Here is a 17559-nt window from a genome sequence, read left to right on the forward strand (position 1 = left end):
CCTAAAATGATCAACGTGTCCGAGCAGCACGCCCCCCGGTCCCTCATCGTCACGCTCTACGGCGCGTACGGCCGCTTCATGCCCGGCCCGGTGCCCGTCGCCGAGCTGATCCGGCTCCTGGCCGCGCTCGGCGTGGACGCGCCCTCCGTGCGCTCCTCGGTGTCCCGGCTCAAACGCCGCGGTCTGCTCCTGCCGGCCCGCACGGAGTCCGGCGCGGCCGGGTACGAACTCTCCGCCGAGGCACGCCAGTTGCTGGACGACGGCGACCGGCGCATCTACGCGACAGCGCCCGTCGAGGACGGGGGCTGGGTGCTCGCGGTGTTCTCGGTGCCGGAGTCGGAGCGGCAGAAGCGGCACGTGCTGCGCTCCCGGCTGGCCCGGCTGGGCTTCGGCACGGCGGCTCCGGGTGTGTGGATCGCCCCGGCCCGCCTGCACGAGGAGACGGAGCACACCCTGCGCCGGCTGCACCTGGATCCGTACGTGGACTTCTTCCGCGGCGAGCACCTGGGTTTCGCGCCGACGGCCGATGCGGTGGGCCGCTGGTGGGACCTGGCCGCGATCGCCAAGGAGCACGAGCACTTCCTGGACGCGCACGCGCCTGTGCTGCACGCCTGGGAGCGGCGCCCGGACACCCCGTCCGAGGAGGCCTACCACGACTATCTCCTGGCCCTCGACTCCTGGCGCCACCTCCCCTACACCGACCCGGGGCTGCCCACCCGCCTGCTCCCGGCGGACTGGCCGGGCGTCCGCTCCGCGGAGGTGTTCCGGGGCCTGCACCGGCGGCTGCGGGACGCGGGCGCCGCGTTCGCGGGACTGTGACGGGGGACCCGGCCAGGGGGTGTCCGGCCCTCCGCCGGGACGGCGGACCTCAGCCGCCGAGGGACAGACGGGGCCTCGGGGCGTCGGTGCGGCCGGTCTGCGGGCGCCGGCTGCCGGCCCGGTACGGTGCGGGCCAGCCGGCACCGGGGCCCTCGTAGCCCTGCTCGGCCGCCGCGTGCAGGGTCCAGTGCGGGTCGTACAGGTGGGGGCGGGCCAGTGCGCACAGGTCGGTACGCCCCGCCAGGATCAGCGAGTTGACGTCGTCCCAGGAGGAGATCGCGCCGACCGCGATCACGGGGAGGCCGGCCTCCTGCCGGATGCGGTCGGCGAACGGCGTCTGGTACGACCTCCCGAACTCCGGCGTCTCCTCGGCCACCACCTGCCCGGTGGAGACGTCGATGGCGTCGGCGCCGTGCGCCGCGAAGGCGCGGGCGATCCTGACGGCGTCCTCGGCGGTCGTCCCGCCCTCCGCCCAGTCGGTGGCCGAGATCCGCACCGTCATCGGCCGCTCCGCCGGCCACACCTCGCGTACGGCGTCGAAGACCTCCAGCGGGAACCGCAGCCGCCGCTCCAGCGAGCCGCCGTAGGCGTCGGTGCGCCGGTTGGTGAGCGGGGAGAGGAAGCCGGAGAGCAGATAGCCGTGGGCGCAGTGCAGTTCGAGCAGGTCGAAGCCGACCCGGGCGGCCCGCCAGGCAGCTGCGGCGAACTGCTCGCGGACGTCGGTGAGCTGGGCACGGGAGAGCTGGCGCGGAGTCTGGCTGCCCGGCTTGTACGGCAGCGGGGAGGCGGCGACGAGGGGCCAGTTCCCCTCGGGCAGCGGTTCGTCCATGCCCTCCCACATCAGCTTCGTCGAGCCCTTGCGGCCGGAGTGCCCGAGCTGGACGCCGATCGCGGTGCCCGGTGCCTGGCGGTGCACGAAGTCGGTGACGCGCCGCCACGCCTCGGCCTGTCGCCCGGTGTAGAGGCCGGCACAGCCGGGGGTGATCCGGCCCTCCGCACTGACGCACACCATCTCGGTCATCACCAGACCGGCCCCGCCGAGGGCGCGGGCGCCGAGGTGGACGAGGTGGAAGTCGCCGGGGACCCCGTCGGTGGCGCAGTACATGTCCATCGGTGACACGACCACCCGGTTGCGCAGGGTCAGGCCTCGCAGCCGGAACGGGGTGAACATCGGGGGTGTGCCGGGCGGGCAGCCGAACTCGCGCTCCACGCCCTCGGTGAAATGGGGGTCGCGCAGCCGGAGGTTGTCGTGGGTGACGCGACGGCTGCGGGTGAGCAGGTTGAAGGCGAACTGGCGGGGCGGCTGGTGAAGGTAGAGCCGCAGGTTCTCGAACCACTCCAGGCTCGCCCGGGCGGCCCGCTGGGTGGAGGCGACGACGGGCTTGCGCTCCTCCTCGTAGGCCGCCAACGCCCTGGGCACGTCCGGCTGTTCCTGCAGGCACGCGGCCAGGGCCAGGGCGTCCTCCACGGCCAGCTTGGTGCCGGAGCCGATGGAGAAGTGGGCAGTGTGGGCGGCGTCTCCGAGGAGGACGACGTTGCCGTGCGACCAGTGCTCGTCGACCACCGTGCGGAAGGTGGTCCAGGCGGAGTTGTTGGAGCGCAGGGGGCGTCCGCCGAGCGCGTCCGCGAAGATCTTGGCGCAGCGTTCGAGGGTCTCCTGCGGGTCGAGTTCCGCGAATCCCGCCGCCCGCCAGACCTCCTCGCGCATCTCGACGATGACGGTGGAGGCGTCGGCCGCGAAGGGATAGCCGTGCAGCTGCATGACTCCGTGTTCGGTCTCGTTGATCTCGAAGCGGAAGGCGTCGAAGGCGAAGTCGGCGGCGAGCCAGATGTAGCGGCAGCGGTGCTCGGTCACCTGGGGGCGCAGCACATCGGCGTAGTGCTCGCGGGTGGTGCTGTGCACACCGTCGGCGGCGATGACCAGGTCATGCTCCTGCGCGAGCCGGTCGACCGGCGGGGCCTCGGTGGAGAACCGCAGCTCCACGCCGAGTGAGCGGCAGCGTTCGTGCAGGATCCGAAGCAGCCGGTGCCGGCCCAGCGCGGCGAATCCGTGGCCGCCGGAGCGGTGCCGTGTGCCGCGGTGCACGATGTCGATGTCGTCCCAGCGGACGAAGTCGCGCTGGAGGGCTTCGTGGACGACGGGGTCGGCGTGTTCGATGCCGCCGAGTGTCTCGTCGGAGAGGACCACTCCGAAGCCGAAGGTCTCGTCGGGGGCGTTGCGCTCCCAGACGGTGATCTCCCTCGCGGGGTCCAGCCGTTTCAGCAGGGCGGCGGCGTAGAGGCCGCCGGGGCCGCCGCCGATGACCGCCACCCGGAGAGGGCGGCCGCCCGTCGTTCCCGGCTGCGGGTCCGTGGTGGTTCCCGGCTGCGGGTCCGTCGTGGCACGTCGCGCAGTTCCCCGCGCCCCTTGGGTGGGCACAGTCACCGTCCCCGCCATTTCGGGGGACGCTTCTCCGTGAACGCCGCGTGGAACTCGTGGTAGTCCTCGCCGTTCATCAGCAGCGCCTGCGTCGACGCGTCCAGCTCCACCGCTGCCGCCAGGGGCATGTCCAGCTCCGCCGTCAGCAGCGCCTTCGTCTGGGCGTGGGCCAGGGCCGGCCCGTCGGCCAGGCGGCGGGCGAGCGCCGTCGCCGCCTCGTCCACGCGGCCCTCGTCCGTCAGCTCGCTGACCAGGCCGATGCGCTCCGCCTCGGGTGCGCGGACCGGTTCGCCCAGCATCAGCAGGCGGGTGGCGTGTCCGAGGCCGACGACCCGGGGCAGCAGATAGGCCGCGCCCATGTCTCCGCCGGACAGGCCGACCCGGGTGAAGAGGAAGGCGAAGCGGGCCGAGGGATCCGCGATGCGGAAGTCGGCGGCGAGGGCGAGGACCGCGCCCGCGCCGGCGGCCACGCCGTGGACCGCGGCGATCACCGGGAAGGGGCATTCGCGGATCGCCCGGACCACCTGGCCGGTCATCCGGTTGAAGTCGAGCAGCTGGGCGGTGTCCATGGACAGCGTGGCGCCGATGATCTCGTCAACGTCGCCGCCGGAGCAGAAGCCGCGTCCTTCGCCGGCCAGCACCAGGGCGCGTACCGACCGCTCCCGGGACAGTTCGGCGAGCAGGTCGCGCAGGTCGGCGTAGGCGCCGAAGGTGAGGGCGTTGAGTTTTTCCGGGCGGGCGAGGGTGACGGTGGCGACCCCGTCGGCGATCCGGACGCGCAAGTGCTCCCAGCCGGGGGTGCGGGCGGCGGAGCCGGTGAACGGACTCATGACGTGCGGCCTCCTCGGGCGGCGTGCCGTACGTTGCTCTGCCCTTCGAAGCTATCACTTGTTTGTGACTGTCGTCACGGGGGCGCGACATGCCGCATCCGTTCGACCGGTGCCGGTCACATCCGTCACCGGCCGTCGACAGGGCGGTAACAGTGGGCCCGGGCAGGCGAGGCGGGCCGTTCACGCGGGTATGGCGCCCCGTACCGGGGCCGGAGGTCCCGGGCGGTGCCCGACAGCGGTCTCTGCGGCCGGGCCCCGTACCATTCCTACGGTTGAAAGCAGGACAGCCTGCTCCATGAACGGACTCGCCTTGCACGAACGCTCCGCCGAATCGGCCTCCTGGCGCATCGCACTGCCGCACACCACCGCGGCGGTGCCCGTGGCGCGCGCCCTGGTGCGTACGGCGCTCACCGAGGTGGAGCACCCGGCCGACTGCGACACGGCGGAGCTGCTCACGGCCGAGCTGGTGGCCAACGCGGTGGAGCACACCGCCGGGCGCGGCCCGATAGAGCTGGTGGTGGAGCTGCAGCCGGGCGGCTGCCAGGTCGAGGTGCACGACCCCGACCCGGCGCCCCCCGGTCATCTGAGCCGGCCGGTGATCGAGGAGCCCGACGTCTGGCAGGAGGGCGGACGCGGGCTGCTGCTGATCCGCGCCCTCAGCTCGTCCTGCGGTCACCGCCCCACCCCGTCGGGCAAGGCGGTGTGGTTCAGACTGCCTGCGGTTCCCGCTCAGCGACGTCCGCAGTGACCTCGCCGGCGCCCTGCGCCAGCGTGGAGTGCCGGCGGCCGTAGGCGCCGTAGACGAGCAGGCCCACCGCGAGGAAGACGGCGAACTGCAGCCAGGTCTGCCAGCCGGTCTCGTACATCAGGTACAGGCAGAAGCCGACGCCGAGCAGCGGGGCCACGGGGTAGAGCGGCACCCGGAAGCTGCGGGTGAGGCCCGGCTCGCGGCGGCGCAGGGCGATCACGGTGATGTTGACGACGGCCATGATGGCGAGCGTGCCGATGGTGCACAGGTTCATCACGGCGTCGAGGGAGGCGAAGGCCGCCGGGACCGCGAAGACGACCGCGACGATCAGCGTGCCGGCGACCGGCGTGGAGGTCTTCGGGGACACCTTCTCGAAGACCCGCGGGATCAGGCCGTCCCGGGACATCGACATCAGGATGCGGGTCTGGCCGTACATCACGGCGAGCACGACGGAGGCGATGGCGACGACCGCGCCGAAGGCGATCACGCCGCCGCCGAAGGTGGAGCCGGTGACCTGGTTGACGACGTAGGAGAGGGCGGCGGGACGGCCCGCGACCTGGTCGCCGCCGATGGCACCGATCGCGGCGAGCGCGACCGCGCAGTAGAGCAGGGTGACCAGGCCCATGCAGACGAGGATCGCCACGGGGATGTCCCGGCGCGGGTTCTTCGCCTCCTCGCCGGCGGTGGTGATCGCGTCGAAGCCGATGTAGGAGAAGAACGCGGCGGTGGTGCCCGCGCCGATGCCGCCGAGGCCGGCCGGCGAGAACGGGGTGAGGTTGCCGTCCTTGAAGGCGCTGTAGCCGATGGCGCAGAAGGCGATCAGGATCACCAGCTTGACGGCGGCCATGGCGGCCGTCGCCCGGGCGCTCTCCCGCACCCCGCGCACCAGCAGCACGGAGGCCATGGCGATGACGATCACGGCCGGGAGGTTGACGACGCCGCCGTCGCCGGGGCCGGCGGACAGCGCGGCCGGAAGCTGCCAGCCGGTGAGGCTGTGCAGCAGTTCGTTGACGTACTGGCTCCAGCCGACCGCCACGGCCGAGATGGAGATGCCGTACTCCAGCAGCAGACACCAGCCGACCAGGAAGGCGGTGGACTCGCCGAGGCCGGCGTAGGCGAAGGAGTACGACGAACCGGAGACCGGGATCGCGCCGCCCAGCTCGGCGAAGGAGAGGGCGGTGAAGACGCAGGTGATCGCGGCGAGGACGAAGGAGACGACGACGGCCGGACCGGCCTGCGCGACGGAGTCGGAGAGGCCGACGAAGATTCCGGTACCGACGATGGCGCCGACGCCGAAGCAGATGAGCTGGAAGAGGCCCATGGTGCGCTTCAGGCCGTGTCCCTCGCGGTCTGCGCCGGATTCGGCGAGGAGCAGATGCGGGGACTTGATGCGGGGAGCGGGCATGCGGGTGGTGCTCGTTTCTGGTGGTGCGGGCGCCTGTCGTAGCGGCGCGGCGGCGGCTGCGGATGGGGTGGTTCCGGGCCGCCGGTCAGGATAAGGCCTGGTGAGCCGGGTCAGGCAAGAGTTTCCCGGGCCAGTGTGGCCACCAGCACGGCCTTGATGGTGTGCAGGCGGTTCTCGGCCTGGTCGAAGACGACCGAGTGGGCGGACTCGAAGACCTCGTCCGTCACTTCCAGCGACTCGAGGCCGTGGGTCTCGAAGATCTCCTGGCCCACCTGGGTGCCGAGGTCGTGGAAGGCCGGCAGGCAGTGCAGGAACTTCACGTCCGGGTTGCCGGTGGCGTTCAGGACATCCATGGTCACGGCGTAGGGGGCGAGGGCGGTGATCCGCTCGCCCCACACCTCCTTGGGCTCGCCCATGGAGACCCACACGTCGGTGGCGATGAAGTCGGCGCCCGCGACGCCCTCGGCGACCTCCTCGGTGACCGTGATGCGGGCCCCGCTGACCGCGGCCAGCTCGCGGGCGCGCTCGACGATCTCCTGGGCGGGCCAGTAGGTCTTCGGCGCGACGATCCGTACGTCCATGCCGAGCAGGGCGCCGGTGATCAGGTAGGAGTTGCCCATGTTGAAGCGGGCGTCGCCGAGGTAGGCGAAGGCGATCTTCCGCAGCGGCTTGGTGCTGTGCTCGGTCATGGTGAGCACGTCGGCGAGCATCTGGGTGGGGTGCCAGTCGTCGGTGAGGCCGTTGTAGACGGGCACGCCGGCGTGCTCGGCCAGTTCCTCGACCTTGGCCTGGCTGTCGCCCCGGTACTCGATGCCGTCGTACATCCGGCCGAGGACGCGGGCCGTGTCCTTGACGGACTCCTTGTGTCCCATCTGGGAGCCTGTGGGGTCCAGGTAGGTGGTGCGGGCGCCCTGGTCGGCGGCGGCGACCTCGAACGCGCAGCGGGTGCGCGTCGAGGTCTTCTCGAAGATGAGCGCGATGTTCCTGCCCCGCAGGTACTGGGTCTCCGTCCCCGCCTTCTTGGCCGCCTTCAGCTCGACCGCCAGCTCGACCAGGCCGCGGAACTCCTCCTCGGTGAGGTCCAGCTCCTTGAGGAAGTGGCGGCCGGCGAGGGCGGTCGGGACTGTCGCCATGGCGGGCGCTCCAGAGGTACGACTACAGGGACTCTGGAATTCTATACGACCCTTCACATTTCTATACAGCGTCTCGCTCTACGGGACAGCTCATGCACCGCGGCCCGCCCCTGCCCCGGCCCAGCTCGCTGCCCGGGATCTCGATCACCTCGATGCCCTGCTTGCGCAGATGGGTGTTGGTGGTGACGTTCCGCTCGTAGGCGACGACGACACCGGGCTCGACGGCGAGCACGTTGCAGCCGTCGTCCCACTGCTCGCGTTCGGCCGCATGCACGTCCTGCGTGGCGGTCAGCACCCGGATCTCGCCGAGGCCGAGCGCGGCGGCGATGGCCCGGTGCATGTGCTCCGGCGGATGGTCGGTGACCTTCAGCTCCCGTTCCCCGTCACCGGCCTCGATGGTGTACGAGCGGAGCATGCCGAGGCCGGCGTACTGGGTGAAGGTGTCACCGTCGACCATGGTCATCACCGTGTCGAGATGCATGAAGGCGCGCCGCTTGGGCATGTCGAGCGCGACGATGGTGCGCGCCGAGCCGGCCGCGAACAGCTTGTGCGCCAGCATCTCCACGGCCTGGGGGGTGGTGCGCTCGCTCATGCCGATCAGGACGGCTCCGTCGCCGATCACCAGGACGTCACCCCCCTCGATGGTGGAGGGGTAATCCGCCTGCCCCCGGGACCAGATGCGGAACGTTTCGTCACGGAACAGCGGGTGGTGCCGGTAGATCGCCTCGAAGTGGACGGTCTCACGCTGCCGGGCGGGCCAGCGCATGGCGTTGATGGAGACGCCGTCGTAGATCCATGCCGAGGTGTCGCGGGTGAAGAGGTGGTTGGGCAGCGGAGGGAGCAGGAAGTCGTCCAGGTCCATCACGTGGAAGCGGACCGAGGTCGGCTCCGCGTGGGCCGCGAGGAACTCCCGCTTGGTCATCCCGCCGACCAGGGCCTCGGCCAGCTCGCCCGGGGGCATCCGGTCGAAGGCGGCGCGCAGGTGGTCGGTGGCGAGGGGGCCGTACTCCTTCTCGTCGAAGACCCGGTCCAGGACGAGGGTTCTCGCCTCGGGCACCTCGAGGGTCTCGGTGAGGAGGTCGCCGAAGAGGTGGACGGTGACCCCGCGGTCGCGCAGGACGTCGGCGAACCCGTCGTGCTCGGCGCGCGCCCGGCGCACCCAGAGCACGTCGTCGAAGAGAAGGGCGTCCTTGTTGCTGGGGGTGAGCCTTTTGAGCTCCAGATCCGGCCGGTGCAGGATGACGCGGCGCAGCCGCCCGGCCTCGGAGTCGACATGGAATCCCATGCCTCCATCCTGGCCGCCGCGCCCCTGGTTCACCCGCCTCTCGGCGGTTTCCGCACCCCCCACTTTTCGTCCCCTTGACGACAAGGGTCCAACGCGTTTATCGTCCGTGTGACGAGAAAGAGGGGGGCCGATGGCCGACATCACCCGGCGCCTCGGCTGGCGCCATCTGCGCGGGACACCGACGGCACACATCCGGCACAGCCGCGCCGGGAAGCTGGTGCACGACGGCCCCGGGCTGAGCTTCTGGTACCGCGCGCTGACCGCGGCGCTCTCCGAGGTGCCGGTCGACGACCGCGAGCTGGCCATGACCTTCCACGCCCGTACGGCCGACTTCCAGGACGTGACGGTGCAGGCGACGGTCACCTTCCGCATCGGCGACCCGGCGCTCGCCGCCACCCGCCTGGACTTCTCGATCGACCCGGACACCGGCGCATGGCGCGGCACCCCGCTGGAGCAGCTGGGCACCCTGCTCACCGAGACGGCGCAGCAGCACGCCCTGGACGTGCTCGCCCGTACGCCGCTCTCGGCGGCACTGGCCGACGGCGTGAGCGCGGTGCGCGAACAGGTCGCGGCGGGCCTGGGCGGCGAACCGCGGCTGCCGGCCACCGGCATCGAGGTGGTGGCCGTGCGCGTGATGGCGGTGCGGCCGGAGCCGGAGGTGGAGCGCGCGCTGCGCACCCCGGCCCGGGAGCAGATCCAGCAGGACGCCGACCGCGCCACCTACGAGCGGCGGGCCGTGGCCGTCGAGCGGGAGCGCGCCATCGCCGAGAACGAACTGGCCAGCAAGATCGAGCTGGCCCGCCGCGAGGAGCAGCTGGTCGAGCAGCGCGGCACCAACGCGCGCCGCGAGGCGGAGGAGCAGGCGGCCGCGGACGCGGTGCGCGCGGAGGCGGAGGCGGCACGTTCGGTGAAGCTCGCCGAGGCCGAGGCGGCGCGGTCGGTGCGGCTCGCGGAGGCGGAGGCCGCCCGCTCGGTCAAGCTCGCCGAGGCGGAGGCCGCGCGGACGGCGGCCCTCACCGAGGCCGAGGCGGCCCGCTCCCTCAAGCTCGCCGAGGCCGACGCGGCCCGTGCCGTGCGGGTCGCCCGTGCGGAGGCCGAGGGCGCGCGCGAGGTCGGCGAGGCCCGGGCCGAGGCCCAGGCGGCCTGGCTGCGGGTGCACGCGGAAGCGGGCGTCGACGGGGCGACGACCCTCCAGGCGCTGACCGCGACCCGGCTGGCCGAGAACCTGCCCCGGATCGACAGCGTGACCGTCTCGCCGGACGTGCTGACCGGGCTGCTGGCGAGACTCGGCGGCGCCCCGGAGGCCGGGGCGTGAGCCTCGCCCCGCGGGCCGTGCTGGTCCACCGCACCACGGAGTACGAGGAGCTGGTGGCCCGGCACGGCACGCACGGCCAGGCCGCCTTCTTCCTCTCCTCCCGCGGCCGGGACATCGAGGAGGTCGCCGACCGTCACCGCCGGGCCCGCCGGGCGCTGGCCGAGGTGACCGCGGCGATCCCGCTGAGCTGGCGTCAGGCGCACGTCGAGCGGAGCGACCTGGACCGGTTCCTGTTCGCTCCCGAGGACGTGGTCGTGGTCGTCGGCCAGGACGGGCTGGTCGCGAACGCGGCCAAGTACCTCACCGGCCAGCCGGTGATCGGCATCGACGCCGACCCCGGCCGCAACCCGGGTGTGCTGGTCCGGCACCGCCCGCGGGACGCGGGAAAGCTGCTGCCGGCGGCGGGCACCGCGGTGGACGAACTGACCATGGTGGAGGCCGTGGCCGACGACACCCAGCGGCTGGTGGCGCTCAACGAGATCTACCTGGGCACGCCCGGTCACCAGACCGCCCGCTACCGCCTGGGCCTCGACGGCGACGGGGGTGCCGTCGAGGCCCAGGCCTCCTCCGGGGTGCTGGTGGGCACCGGGACGGGCGCGACCGGCTGGCTGCGCTCGCTGTGGCAGGAGCGGGGCGGCCGGCCCGCGCTGCCCTCCCCGACCGAGGACCGGCTGATGTGGTTCGTGCGGGAGGCCTGGCCGTCACCGGCCACCGGGACCAGCCTGGTGGCCGGCGAACTCGGGGCCTCGGCGGCGCTGACGGTGACCGTGGAGTCGGACCGGCTCATCGCGTTCGGTGACGGCATCGAGACGGACGCGCTCCAGCTCACCTGGGGGCAGACGGTCCGGATCGGCGTGTGCGGGCAACGGCTCCGGCTGGCCTGTTAGCGGGCTCAGAGCGCGGTGCAGGGGACGGGCCACTGCCGGATCCGCGGGGGCAGGGTCACCGCCCATCCCCCGGTGGCCAGGACCAGTCGCTCGGCGGTGAGGAGACCGAGCGCCTCGCGTTCGACGGCGTCCAGGGCGGCGAGAGGCGTGGGCTCCAGCAGCCGGAGGAAGGCGGCGAGGAGACCGGGGTGGTCCAGGGTGAGCCGGACGGCCGTGCCCCGCTCCCTGCGGTCCAGCACGGTGACGAAGTCCGGACCGCGCCGGTGGTAGAGGATGCCGTGGGCATGATCTGCCTGCCATGACTCCAACAGCGCCGGATCCGAGGGCAGTTCCTCGGGAGGAGGCAGGTGGCTCAGGACACCGGGGTCGTACGCGGGCGCGCCCGTCGCCCGCCAGCTCACGCTCAGGCCGTGGCCCTGGCACTCGCGCAGGAAACGCACCGCCTCCGCCGTCTCGCGTCCGGTCCCGCTGATGTCCAGGGGCCCGGCCGCCTCCACCCCTCGCCCGGCACGCCGGTGCGGCACGGCACCGGACAGCCCGCTCACCGGACCCCCTCGGGCAGCCTGACCGGTTCGCCCCAGGTCGGCAGCGAGACGTAGGTGGCGCCGTCACGGAACAACAGGCCCAGTGAAAGGGCCCCTCGGACCCATTCGGTCAACTCCTGCTCCGGCATCCCGTGGCCGTCGGCGGTCAGCAGCCGGTGCAGTGCGGCAACGGTACGGCCGTCCTCCAGGCGGCGCAGGGCCGCGGCCTGCCAGCCGGTGAACCGGTGGGTGGCGGAGGGACGGCCGTGCCGCCGGTCGTGCACCAGCAGTTCCGCGCCGTCCTCCTCGAACAGAAGCCTGGAGTGCGCGTGCCCGGCCCGCCACGCGGCCACGGCGTCCGTGAGCCGCTGCTCGACCGGGCCCGCGATGCCCGCGTCCTCGGTGTCGAACAGGTAGACCAGGTCACTGAGTTCGGCCTCGGGCAGGGCGTACACGTGCTGGTACATCCGTGCCGGGCGGCGCTTGCCGAAGCCGAGGTCCGGGTCGGTGAAGTGCGGGCTGAACCGCTCCAGCTGGATGCGGTGGGCCCCGCTGGGCGGCTGGAGGTGCACCAGGGCTGGGAGCTGGTCGATGACGGGTGCGTAGTCGTCGGCGGTCTCGCCCGGGAAGCCGTACAGCAGATTCCAGGAGCAGGTGAGGGCGTGGTTCTCGCACTCGCGCAGGGTGCGGACGTTGCGGGCGCCGGTGACGCCCTTGTCCATCAGGTCCAGGACACGGCTGCCGAGGCTCTCGATGCCGGGCTGGATGTGCACCGTGCCGGAGTCGCCGAGGAGCCGCAGCTGGTCGGCGGTGAGGTTCGACTTGACCTCGTAGTGCAGCCTCAGGTCCCAGCCGCTGCCGGCCACGCGGGGCAGGAAGTCGCGGAAGTAGGCCATGTCGATGATGTTGTCGACGGTGACCACGTCGAGGATGCGGTGCCGGCGCACCAGCCGGTCGATCTCGTCCCACAGCCGCTCACCCGGCTTGGCACGGAACGCCATGGCGGAGCCGTTCAGCCCGCAGAACGTGCAGTGGTGCTTCTCGCCCCACCAGCAGCCCCGGGCACCCTCCACGACCAGCTTCGGGTGGATGTGCTCCTGCACCGGGGAGGCGTCCAGGGCGGCCTGCCACTGGTCGTAGTCGGGCGAGGGGATGTCGGCGGGGGGCACGATCCGCCGGGTCTCCGGGTTGGCCCGGGACACCGGGCCGTCCCACCAGCACAGGCCGGGGACGTCCGCGGGCTCGGTGCGTGCGTCCAGGCGGTGCAGCAGGGCCGGGAAGGCGTGTTCGGCCTCGCCGCGGACCACATGGTCGACGAAGGGGTGGTTGCGGTGCAGGGCGTGGCCCATCGGGCCGTCGCAGTTGCTGCCGCCGAGAACGACCGTCAACCCGGGGCGTCTTCGCTTGAGTTCGCGGGCCAGCGCGAGGGAGGGCACGTTCTGCATGAAGGTGGTCGTGAACCCGACCACGTCCGGCTCGGCGGCCAGCACCTCGGTGGCGCAGGCGTCGATGAAGGGGGCCGCGTAGGGGCGCATGGCGACGGCCGTGTCGATGAAGACGCCCCGGTCGGCCGCGTAGCTGCGCAGCCGGGCCAGGCCCCAGCCGGGGTCGTCGTACAGGGCTCCGGAGAAGACCCAGTCGCCGAGGCCGTGGAAGATCGCGTCGCTGCCGACCTCCACGCAGTCCCCCGGCCGCAGCCGGCCGCCGGAGTGCTCCAGCAGGAACTCGGCCCAGCGCAGGGAGCCGTGGAACTCGGTCACCTCGTCGCCGGGGCGGGCCCGCCGCACGATGCGGTTCAGCAGGCCCAGTTGCAGCGAGGGAAGGTCGAGCGGATGCCACGGCATCGTGACCAGGTGGACGCGCATGCTCAGCGGGTCGGCCGCTTCTCCAGGATCGCCGGACGGCGGGTGGTGCTCCGCTGGTCCTCACGGACCACGACCTTCTTGATCTCCATGCCTGCCACTCCCCTCATGGCATGCGAACACCCTTGTGCCGCACGGCCGTCCACCATATGGACAGAAGTGTGTGCGACACAAGGGCGTTGTGTGACGGGAGCGTCCGGGCCCGTGCCGAACCCGGCTCCGGCGGCGCGGACCCGGACGGCATGGCCCTGCTACAGGCGCGGGTCCACCGGCTCCGACTCCAGCGCCAGCACCCCGAACACCGCCTCGTGCACCCGCCACAGCGGCTCCCCGTCCGCGAGCCGGTCCAGGGCCTCCAGGCCCAGGGCGTACTCGCGCAGCGCGAGCGACCGCTTGTGGTTCAGGAACCGCTGCCGCAGCCGGGCGAGATTGTCCGGCCGGGTGTACTCGGGACCGTAGATGATCCGCAGGTACTCGCGGCCCCGGCACTTGATGCCGGGCTGCACCAGCCGCCCCTCGGCGTTGCGGACCAGCGCGCCGAGCGGCTTGACGACCATGCCCTCACCGCCGCGGCCGGTCATCTCCAGCCACCAGTCGACCCCCGCACGGACCGACTCGGGGTCGGCCGTGTCGACGTACAGCCGCCGGGTGGTCTGCAGCAGTCCGGTGCCGTCGTGCTCCACCAGCCGGTCGATCAGGGCCAGTTGCTCGTCGTGCGGCAGCGCGGCGAGGCTGCGGCCCTGGGCGGCCAGGAGCTGGAAGGGGGCCAGCCGGACCCCGTCCAGACCCTCGGTGGTCCAGCAGTAGCGGCGGTAGGCGGCGGTGAACGCGGCGGCGTCCCCGGCACGTTCCCGCTGCCGCTCCAGCAGGCCGCCCACGTCGGCGCCACGGGCCGCGGCGGCCTCCAGTGCGGCGAGCGCACCCGGGAACACCGCCCCGGAGGCGGCGCCCACGGCCGCGTACTGGCTGCGCAGCAGGCCGGACGCCTTCAGCGACCAGGGCATCAGCTCGGCGTCCAGCAGCAGCCAGTCCGTGCCGAGTTCGTCCCACAGTCCGGCGTCCGTGACCGCCGAGCGCAGCCGGCCGAGGACCTCCTCGGTCACCTTCTCGTCGTCGAAGAACGGCCGGCCGGTACGGGTGTACAGGGACCCCGTGGGTCCGTCCACGCCGAACCGCTTGCGCGCCGCCTCCGCGTCCTGGCACACCAGGGCCACCGCCCGCGAGCCCATGTGCTTCTCCTCGCACACGACCCGCGCGACGCCGTCGCGCGCGTACTGCGCGAAGGCCTCCTCCGGATGCTCCAGGTAGCCCTCCGCCTGCGAGGTCGCCGTCGGTGCCATGGTCGGCGGCAGGTAGGGCAGCAGGCGTGGGTCCGTGGCGAAGCGGCTCATGACCTCCAGGGCAGCCGCCGCGTTCTCCTCACGGACCGCCACCAGGCCGGCGTACCGGGTCTCCACGGCCCTGCGGCCGTGCACGTCCGCCAGGGCCAGCGGCCGGCCGTCGTGCCCGCCGGGCGCCTCGGAGCGCAGCGGCTTCGCCGGCTCGTACCAGACCCGCTCGGCCGGTACGTCGACCAGCTCCCGCTCCGGCCAGCGCAGTGCGGTCAGCTTGCCGCCGAAGACGGCACCGGTGTCCAGGCAGATGGTGTTGTTGAGCCAGGTGGCCTCCGGGACGGGGGTGTGGCCGTAGACCACCGCGGCGCGGCCCCGGTAGTCCTCCGCCCACGGGTAGCGCACCGGCAGCCCGAACTCGTCGGTCTCGCCGGTGGTGTCGCCGTACAGCGCGTGCGAGCGGACCCGGCCCGAGGTGCGGCCGTGGTACTTCTCGGGCAGGCCGGCGTGGCAGACCACCAGCTTGCCGCCGTCGAGGACGTAGTGGCTGACCAGTCCCTCCAGGAACTGCCGCACCTCGGCCTTGAACTCCTCGCTCTCGCCCTCCATCTGCGCGATGGTCTCGGCGAGGCCGTGGGTGTGCTGGACCTTGCGGCCCTTGAGGTAACGGCCGTACTTGTTCTCGTGGTTTCCCGGCACGCACAGCGCGCTGCCCGACTTGACCATCGACATCACCCGGCGCAGCACGCCCGGGCTGTCGGGGCCGCGGTCGACCAGGTCGCCGACGAACACGGCGGTTCGGCCCTCGGGGTGCACGCCGTCGGTGTAGCCCAATTTGGCCAGCAGGGAGTCGAGTTCGGACGAGCAGCCGTGGATGTCGCCGATGATGTCGAAGGGGCCGGTGAGGTGGGTCAGGTCGTTGAAGCGCTTCTCGGTGACGACGCCGGCGTTCTCGGCCTCCTCCACCCCGCGCAGCACGTGCACCTTGCGGAAGCCCTCGCGCTCCAGGTGGCGCAGTGAGCGGCGCAGTTCGCGGATGTGCCGCTGGATGACCCGGCGGGGCATGTCGGCTCGGTCGGTACGGGCCGCGTTGCGCTCGGCGCACACCTCCTCCGGTATGTCCAGCACGATGGCGATGGGCAGCACGTCGTACTTCTTCGCCAGCTCGATCAGCTGCCGGCGGCTGTCCTGCTGCACACTGGTGGCGTCCACGACGGTACGGCGGCCGGCGGCCAGCCGCTTGCCGGCGATGTAGTGCAGGACGTCGAAGGCGTCCCGGCTGGCGCTCTGGTCGTTCTCGTCGTCGCAGACCAGGCCGCGGCAGAAGTCGGAGGAGATCACCTCGGTCGGCTTGAAGTGCCGGCGGGCGAACGTGGACTTGCCGGAGCCGGAGGCGCCGACGAGGACGACGAGGGAGAGGTCGGTGACGGGCAGTACCCGTCCCGTGCGGGTCTCGGTCATGCGGCCTTCGCCTCCTTCTCGGTCTCGGTGCGGTCGTTGCGGTCGAACACGGCCATCTGGGTGGGCGGCCCGACCTCGGGGTCGTCCGGGCCGACGGCGACGAACTCCACGTCGTAGCCGTGCCGTCCGGCGACGTCCGCCGCCCAGGCGCGGAACTCCTCGCGGGTCCACTCGAAGCGGTGGTCGCCGTGCCGGACGTGTCCGGCGGGCAGGGTCTCCCAGCGGACGTTGTACTCGACGTTCGGGGTGGTCACGAGGACCGTGCGCGGACGCGCGTGCCCGAACACGGCGTACTCGAGGGCGGGCAGCCGGGGCAGGTCGAGGTGCTCGATCACCTCGCTGAGCACGGCGGCGTCGTAACCCTTGAGCCGGTTGTCGGTGTAGGCGAGCGAGCCCTGGAAGAGCTGCACGCGGGAGGCCTGCCGCTCCCCCATGCGGTCCAGCTTGAGCCGCCGGGAGGCGATGGTGAGGGCCCGCACGGAGACGTCGACGCCGACGACCTCGGTGAACCGCACGTCCTTCAGCAGTTCCTGCACCAGCTGGCCCTGCCCGCATCCGAGGTCGAGCACCCGGGCGGCTCCGCAGGCGCGCAGGGCGGCCAGGATCGCCTCCCGGCGCTGGACGGCGAGCGGGGCCGGCTTCTCCTCGGCCTCCGCGTCCGTGTCCTGCGGGACCGCGTTGTCGATGTCCTCGACCTCGCTGTCGTCGGCCTCGGCCAGGCGCACCAGCTCCAGCCGCTCCATCGCCTGCCGGGTCAGCGACCAGCGGCGGGACAGGTACCGGCTGGTGATGAGCTTGTGCTCCGGGTGCCTGGGCAGCCAGCCCTCGCCGGCCCGCAGCAGCTTGTCGACCTCCTCGGAGGAGACCCAGTAGTGCTTGGCGTCGTCGAGCACCGGCAGCAGGACGTACAGGTGGCGCAGCGCCTGCGCGAGGGTCAGCGCCTCCGACTCGAGGACGAGGCGCACGTACCGCGAGTCGCCCCACTGCGGGAACTCGGTGTCGAGGGGCACGGGATCGGCGCTCACCGCCCAGCCGAGTGGCTCGAAGAGCCGTCGCACCAGGGCCGGGCCGCCGCGGGCGGGCAGCGCCGGGACCTCGATGCGCAGCGGCAGCGGGGCGGCGGCGCGCTCCGGGCGGGCGTTGCAGACACCGCGCAGGGCGCTGGAGAACACGTTGCTCAGCGCGACCGCGAGCAGCGAGGAGGCCGCGTAGGGGCGGTCGTTGACGTACTGCGCGAGGGTCGCGTCGGGTGCGCCGCCGCGGCCCTTGCCCTTGCCGCGGCGGACCAGGGCGACCGTGTCGATCTCCAGCAGCAGTGCGGCCGTGCAGCGCTGTTCCTCCGCCTCGGGGTAGAACACGTGCGCCGTGCCGTGCGAGGTGGAGAACGCCTGTGCCTTGCCGGGGTGCTTGTGCAGCAGATACCCCAGGTCGGTGGCCGGGCTCCCGGCCGTTCCGGTGGTGGAGATCGTCACGAACATGCCGGCGATTCTCCCTGGCCGCAAGCCCCGCCGACCACCCGTTTTCCCGCCTCGACAGCGGC

13 protein-coding genes are annotated in these 17559 nt (G+C 72.5%); 4 read left to right on the forward strand and 9 right to left on the reverse strand.

Annotation, left to right across the window (positions count from 1 at the left end; translation table 11 throughout):
* The first annotated feature begins 6 nt into the window (after positions 1-6).
* Positions 7-819, forward strand: coding sequence for a PaaX family transcriptional regulator (locus ACZ4SF_RS24370; protein WP_468387974.1), 813 nt, complete (start codon positions 7-9; stop codon positions 817-819).
* Positions 820-868: 49 nt separating this feature from the next.
* On the opposite strand, the gene ACZ4SF_RS24375 is transcribed toward ACZ4SF_RS24370, so the two are convergent.
* Both ACZ4SF_RS24375 and ACZ4SF_RS24380 read right to left on the reverse strand, forming a co-directional pair.
* Positions 869-3256: a bifunctional salicylyl-CoA 5-hydroxylase/oxidoreductase gene (locus ACZ4SF_RS24375; protein WP_468387976.1), complete on the reverse strand. Its 2388-nt coding sequence runs from the start codon at positions 3254-3256 to the stop codon at positions 869-871.
* Complete coding sequence (locus ACZ4SF_RS24380) at positions 3241-4068, reverse strand: enoyl-CoA hydratase family protein (RefSeq protein WP_468387978.1); 828 nt, start codon at positions 4066-4068, stop codon at positions 3241-3243. The genes ACZ4SF_RS24375 and ACZ4SF_RS24380 overlap by 16 nt, the downstream gene beginning before the upstream one ends.
* A gap of 295 nt (positions 4069-4363) precedes the next feature.
* Here ACZ4SF_RS24380 and ACZ4SF_RS24385 point away from each other — a divergent pair, with 295 nt between their 5' ends.
* Positions 4364-4816: an ATP-binding protein gene (locus ACZ4SF_RS24385; protein WP_468387980.1), complete on the forward strand. Its 453-nt coding sequence runs from the start codon at positions 4364-4366 to the stop codon at positions 4814-4816.
* Here the strand turns inward: ACZ4SF_RS24385 and ACZ4SF_RS24390 are convergent.
* The 3 genes from ACZ4SF_RS24390 to ACZ4SF_RS24400 all read right to left on the reverse strand — a co-directional run bounded on the left by ACZ4SF_RS24390 (position 4776) and on the right by ACZ4SF_RS24400 (position 8639).
* Positions 4776-6221 carry an amino acid permease gene (locus tag ACZ4SF_RS24390; protein WP_468387982.1) on the reverse strand — a complete coding sequence of 482 codons (1446 nt, stop codon included), beginning with the start codon at positions 6219-6221 and terminating at the stop codon, positions 4776-4778. The two genes, ACZ4SF_RS24385 and ACZ4SF_RS24390, sit on opposite strands and share 41 nt — an antisense overlap.
* 110 nt (positions 6222-6331) lie before the next feature.
* Positions 6332-7354, reverse strand: a complete 1023-nt coding sequence (gene argF / locus ACZ4SF_RS24395; protein ID WP_468387984.1) for an ornithine carbamoyltransferase — start codon at positions 7352-7354, stop codon at positions 6332-6334.
* Positions 7355-7415: 61 nt separating this feature from the next.
* Positions 7416-8639 carry an arginine deiminase gene (locus tag ACZ4SF_RS24400; RefSeq protein ID WP_468387986.1) on the reverse strand — a complete coding sequence of 408 codons (1224 nt, stop codon included), beginning with the start codon at positions 8637-8639 and terminating at the stop codon, positions 7416-7418.
* A gap of 130 nt (positions 8640-8769) precedes the next feature.
* Between ACZ4SF_RS24400 and ACZ4SF_RS24405 the strand changes: the two genes are divergently transcribed.
* On the forward strand, positions 8770-9954 hold the full coding sequence (locus ACZ4SF_RS24405) for an SPFH domain-containing protein (RefSeq protein WP_468387988.1): 1185 nt from the start codon (positions 8770-8772) through the stop codon (positions 9952-9954).
* Positions 9951-10841, forward strand: a complete 891-nt coding sequence (locus tag ACZ4SF_RS24410) for an NAD(+)/NADH kinase (protein WP_468387990.1) — start codon at positions 9951-9953, stop codon at positions 10839-10841. Before ACZ4SF_RS24405 ends, ACZ4SF_RS24410 begins: the two co-directional genes overlap by 4 nt.
* 5 nt (positions 10842-10846) lie before the next feature.
* Here the strand turns inward: ACZ4SF_RS24410 and ACZ4SF_RS24415 are convergent, their stop codons facing one another.
* The 4 genes from ACZ4SF_RS24415 to ACZ4SF_RS24430 form a co-directional block, all read right to left on the reverse strand.
* On the reverse strand, positions 10847-11386 hold the full coding sequence (locus tag ACZ4SF_RS24415) for a DUF5825 family protein (protein WP_468387992.1): 540 nt from the start codon (positions 11384-11386) through the stop codon (positions 10847-10849).
* A complete protein-coding gene (locus ACZ4SF_RS24420; RefSeq protein WP_468387994.1) occupies positions 11383-13230 on the reverse strand; it encodes a RiPP maturation radical SAM C-methyltransferase in 1848 nt (615 codons plus the stop codon). Before ACZ4SF_RS24420 ends, ACZ4SF_RS24415 begins: the two co-directional genes overlap by 4 nt.
* Before the next feature lie 248 nt (positions 13231-13478).
* Positions 13479-16019 (reverse strand): polynucleotide kinase-phosphatase, encoded by a 2541-nt coding sequence (locus tag ACZ4SF_RS24425; protein WP_468387996.1) that lies wholly within the window; start codon positions 16017-16019, stop codon positions 13479-13481.
* The gene (locus tag ACZ4SF_RS24430) at positions 16016-17497 is read right to left on the reverse strand and encodes a 3' terminal RNA ribose 2'-O-methyltransferase Hen1 (RefSeq protein ID WP_468387998.1); all 1482 of its coding nucleotides are present in this window, start codon (positions 17495-17497) and stop codon (positions 16016-16018) included. The genes ACZ4SF_RS24425 and ACZ4SF_RS24430 overlap by 4 nt, the downstream gene beginning before the upstream one ends.
* Between the last annotated feature and the right edge of the window lie 62 nt (positions 17498-17559).

The organism is Streptomyces sp. NPDC027663 (assembly GCF_055566415.1).

Excerpts from the sequence above, each read along its gene's own strand:
- ACZ4SF_RS24385 (WP_468387980.1), top strand. The coding sequence starts at position 4,364 with ATGAACGGACTCGCCTTGCACGAACGCTCCGCCGAATCGGCCTCCTGG.
- ACZ4SF_RS24390 (WP_468387982.1), bottom strand. The coding sequence starts at position 6,221 with ATGCCCGCTCCCCGCATCAAGTCCCCGCATCTGCTCCTCGCCGAATCC.
- argF (WP_468387984.1), bottom strand. The coding sequence starts at position 7,354 with ATGGCGACAGTCCCGACCGCCCTCGCCGGCCGCCACTTCCTCAAGGAG.
- ACZ4SF_RS24400 (WP_468387986.1), bottom strand. The coding sequence starts at position 8,639 with ATGGGATTCCATGTCGACTCCGAGGCCGGGCGGCTGCGCCGCGTCATC.
- ACZ4SF_RS24405 (WP_468387988.1), top strand. The coding sequence starts at position 8,770 with ATGGCCGACATCACCCGGCGCCTCGGCTGGCGCCATCTGCGCGGGACA.
- ACZ4SF_RS24425 (WP_468387996.1), bottom strand. The coding sequence starts at position 16,019 with ATGACCGAGACCCGCACGGGACGGGTACTGCCCGTCACCGACCTCTCC.
- ACZ4SF_RS24420 (WP_468387994.1), bottom strand. The coding sequence starts at position 13,230 with ATGCGCGTCCACCTGGTCACGATGCCGTGGCATCCGCTCGACCTTCCC.
- ACZ4SF_RS24430 (WP_468387998.1), bottom strand. The coding sequence starts at position 17,497 with ATGTTCGTGACGATCTCCACCACCGGAACGGCCGGGAGCCCGGCCACC.
- ACZ4SF_RS24375 (WP_468387976.1), bottom strand. The coding sequence starts at position 3,256 with ATGGCGGGGACGGTGACTGTGCCCACCCAAGGGGCGCGGGGAACTGCG.
- ACZ4SF_RS24380 (WP_468387978.1), bottom strand. The coding sequence starts at position 4,068 with ATGAGTCCGTTCACCGGCTCCGCCGCCCGCACCCCCGGCTGGGAGCAC.
- ACZ4SF_RS24370 (WP_468387974.1), top strand. The coding sequence starts at position 7 with ATGATCAACGTGTCCGAGCAGCACGCCCCCCGGTCCCTCATCGTCACG.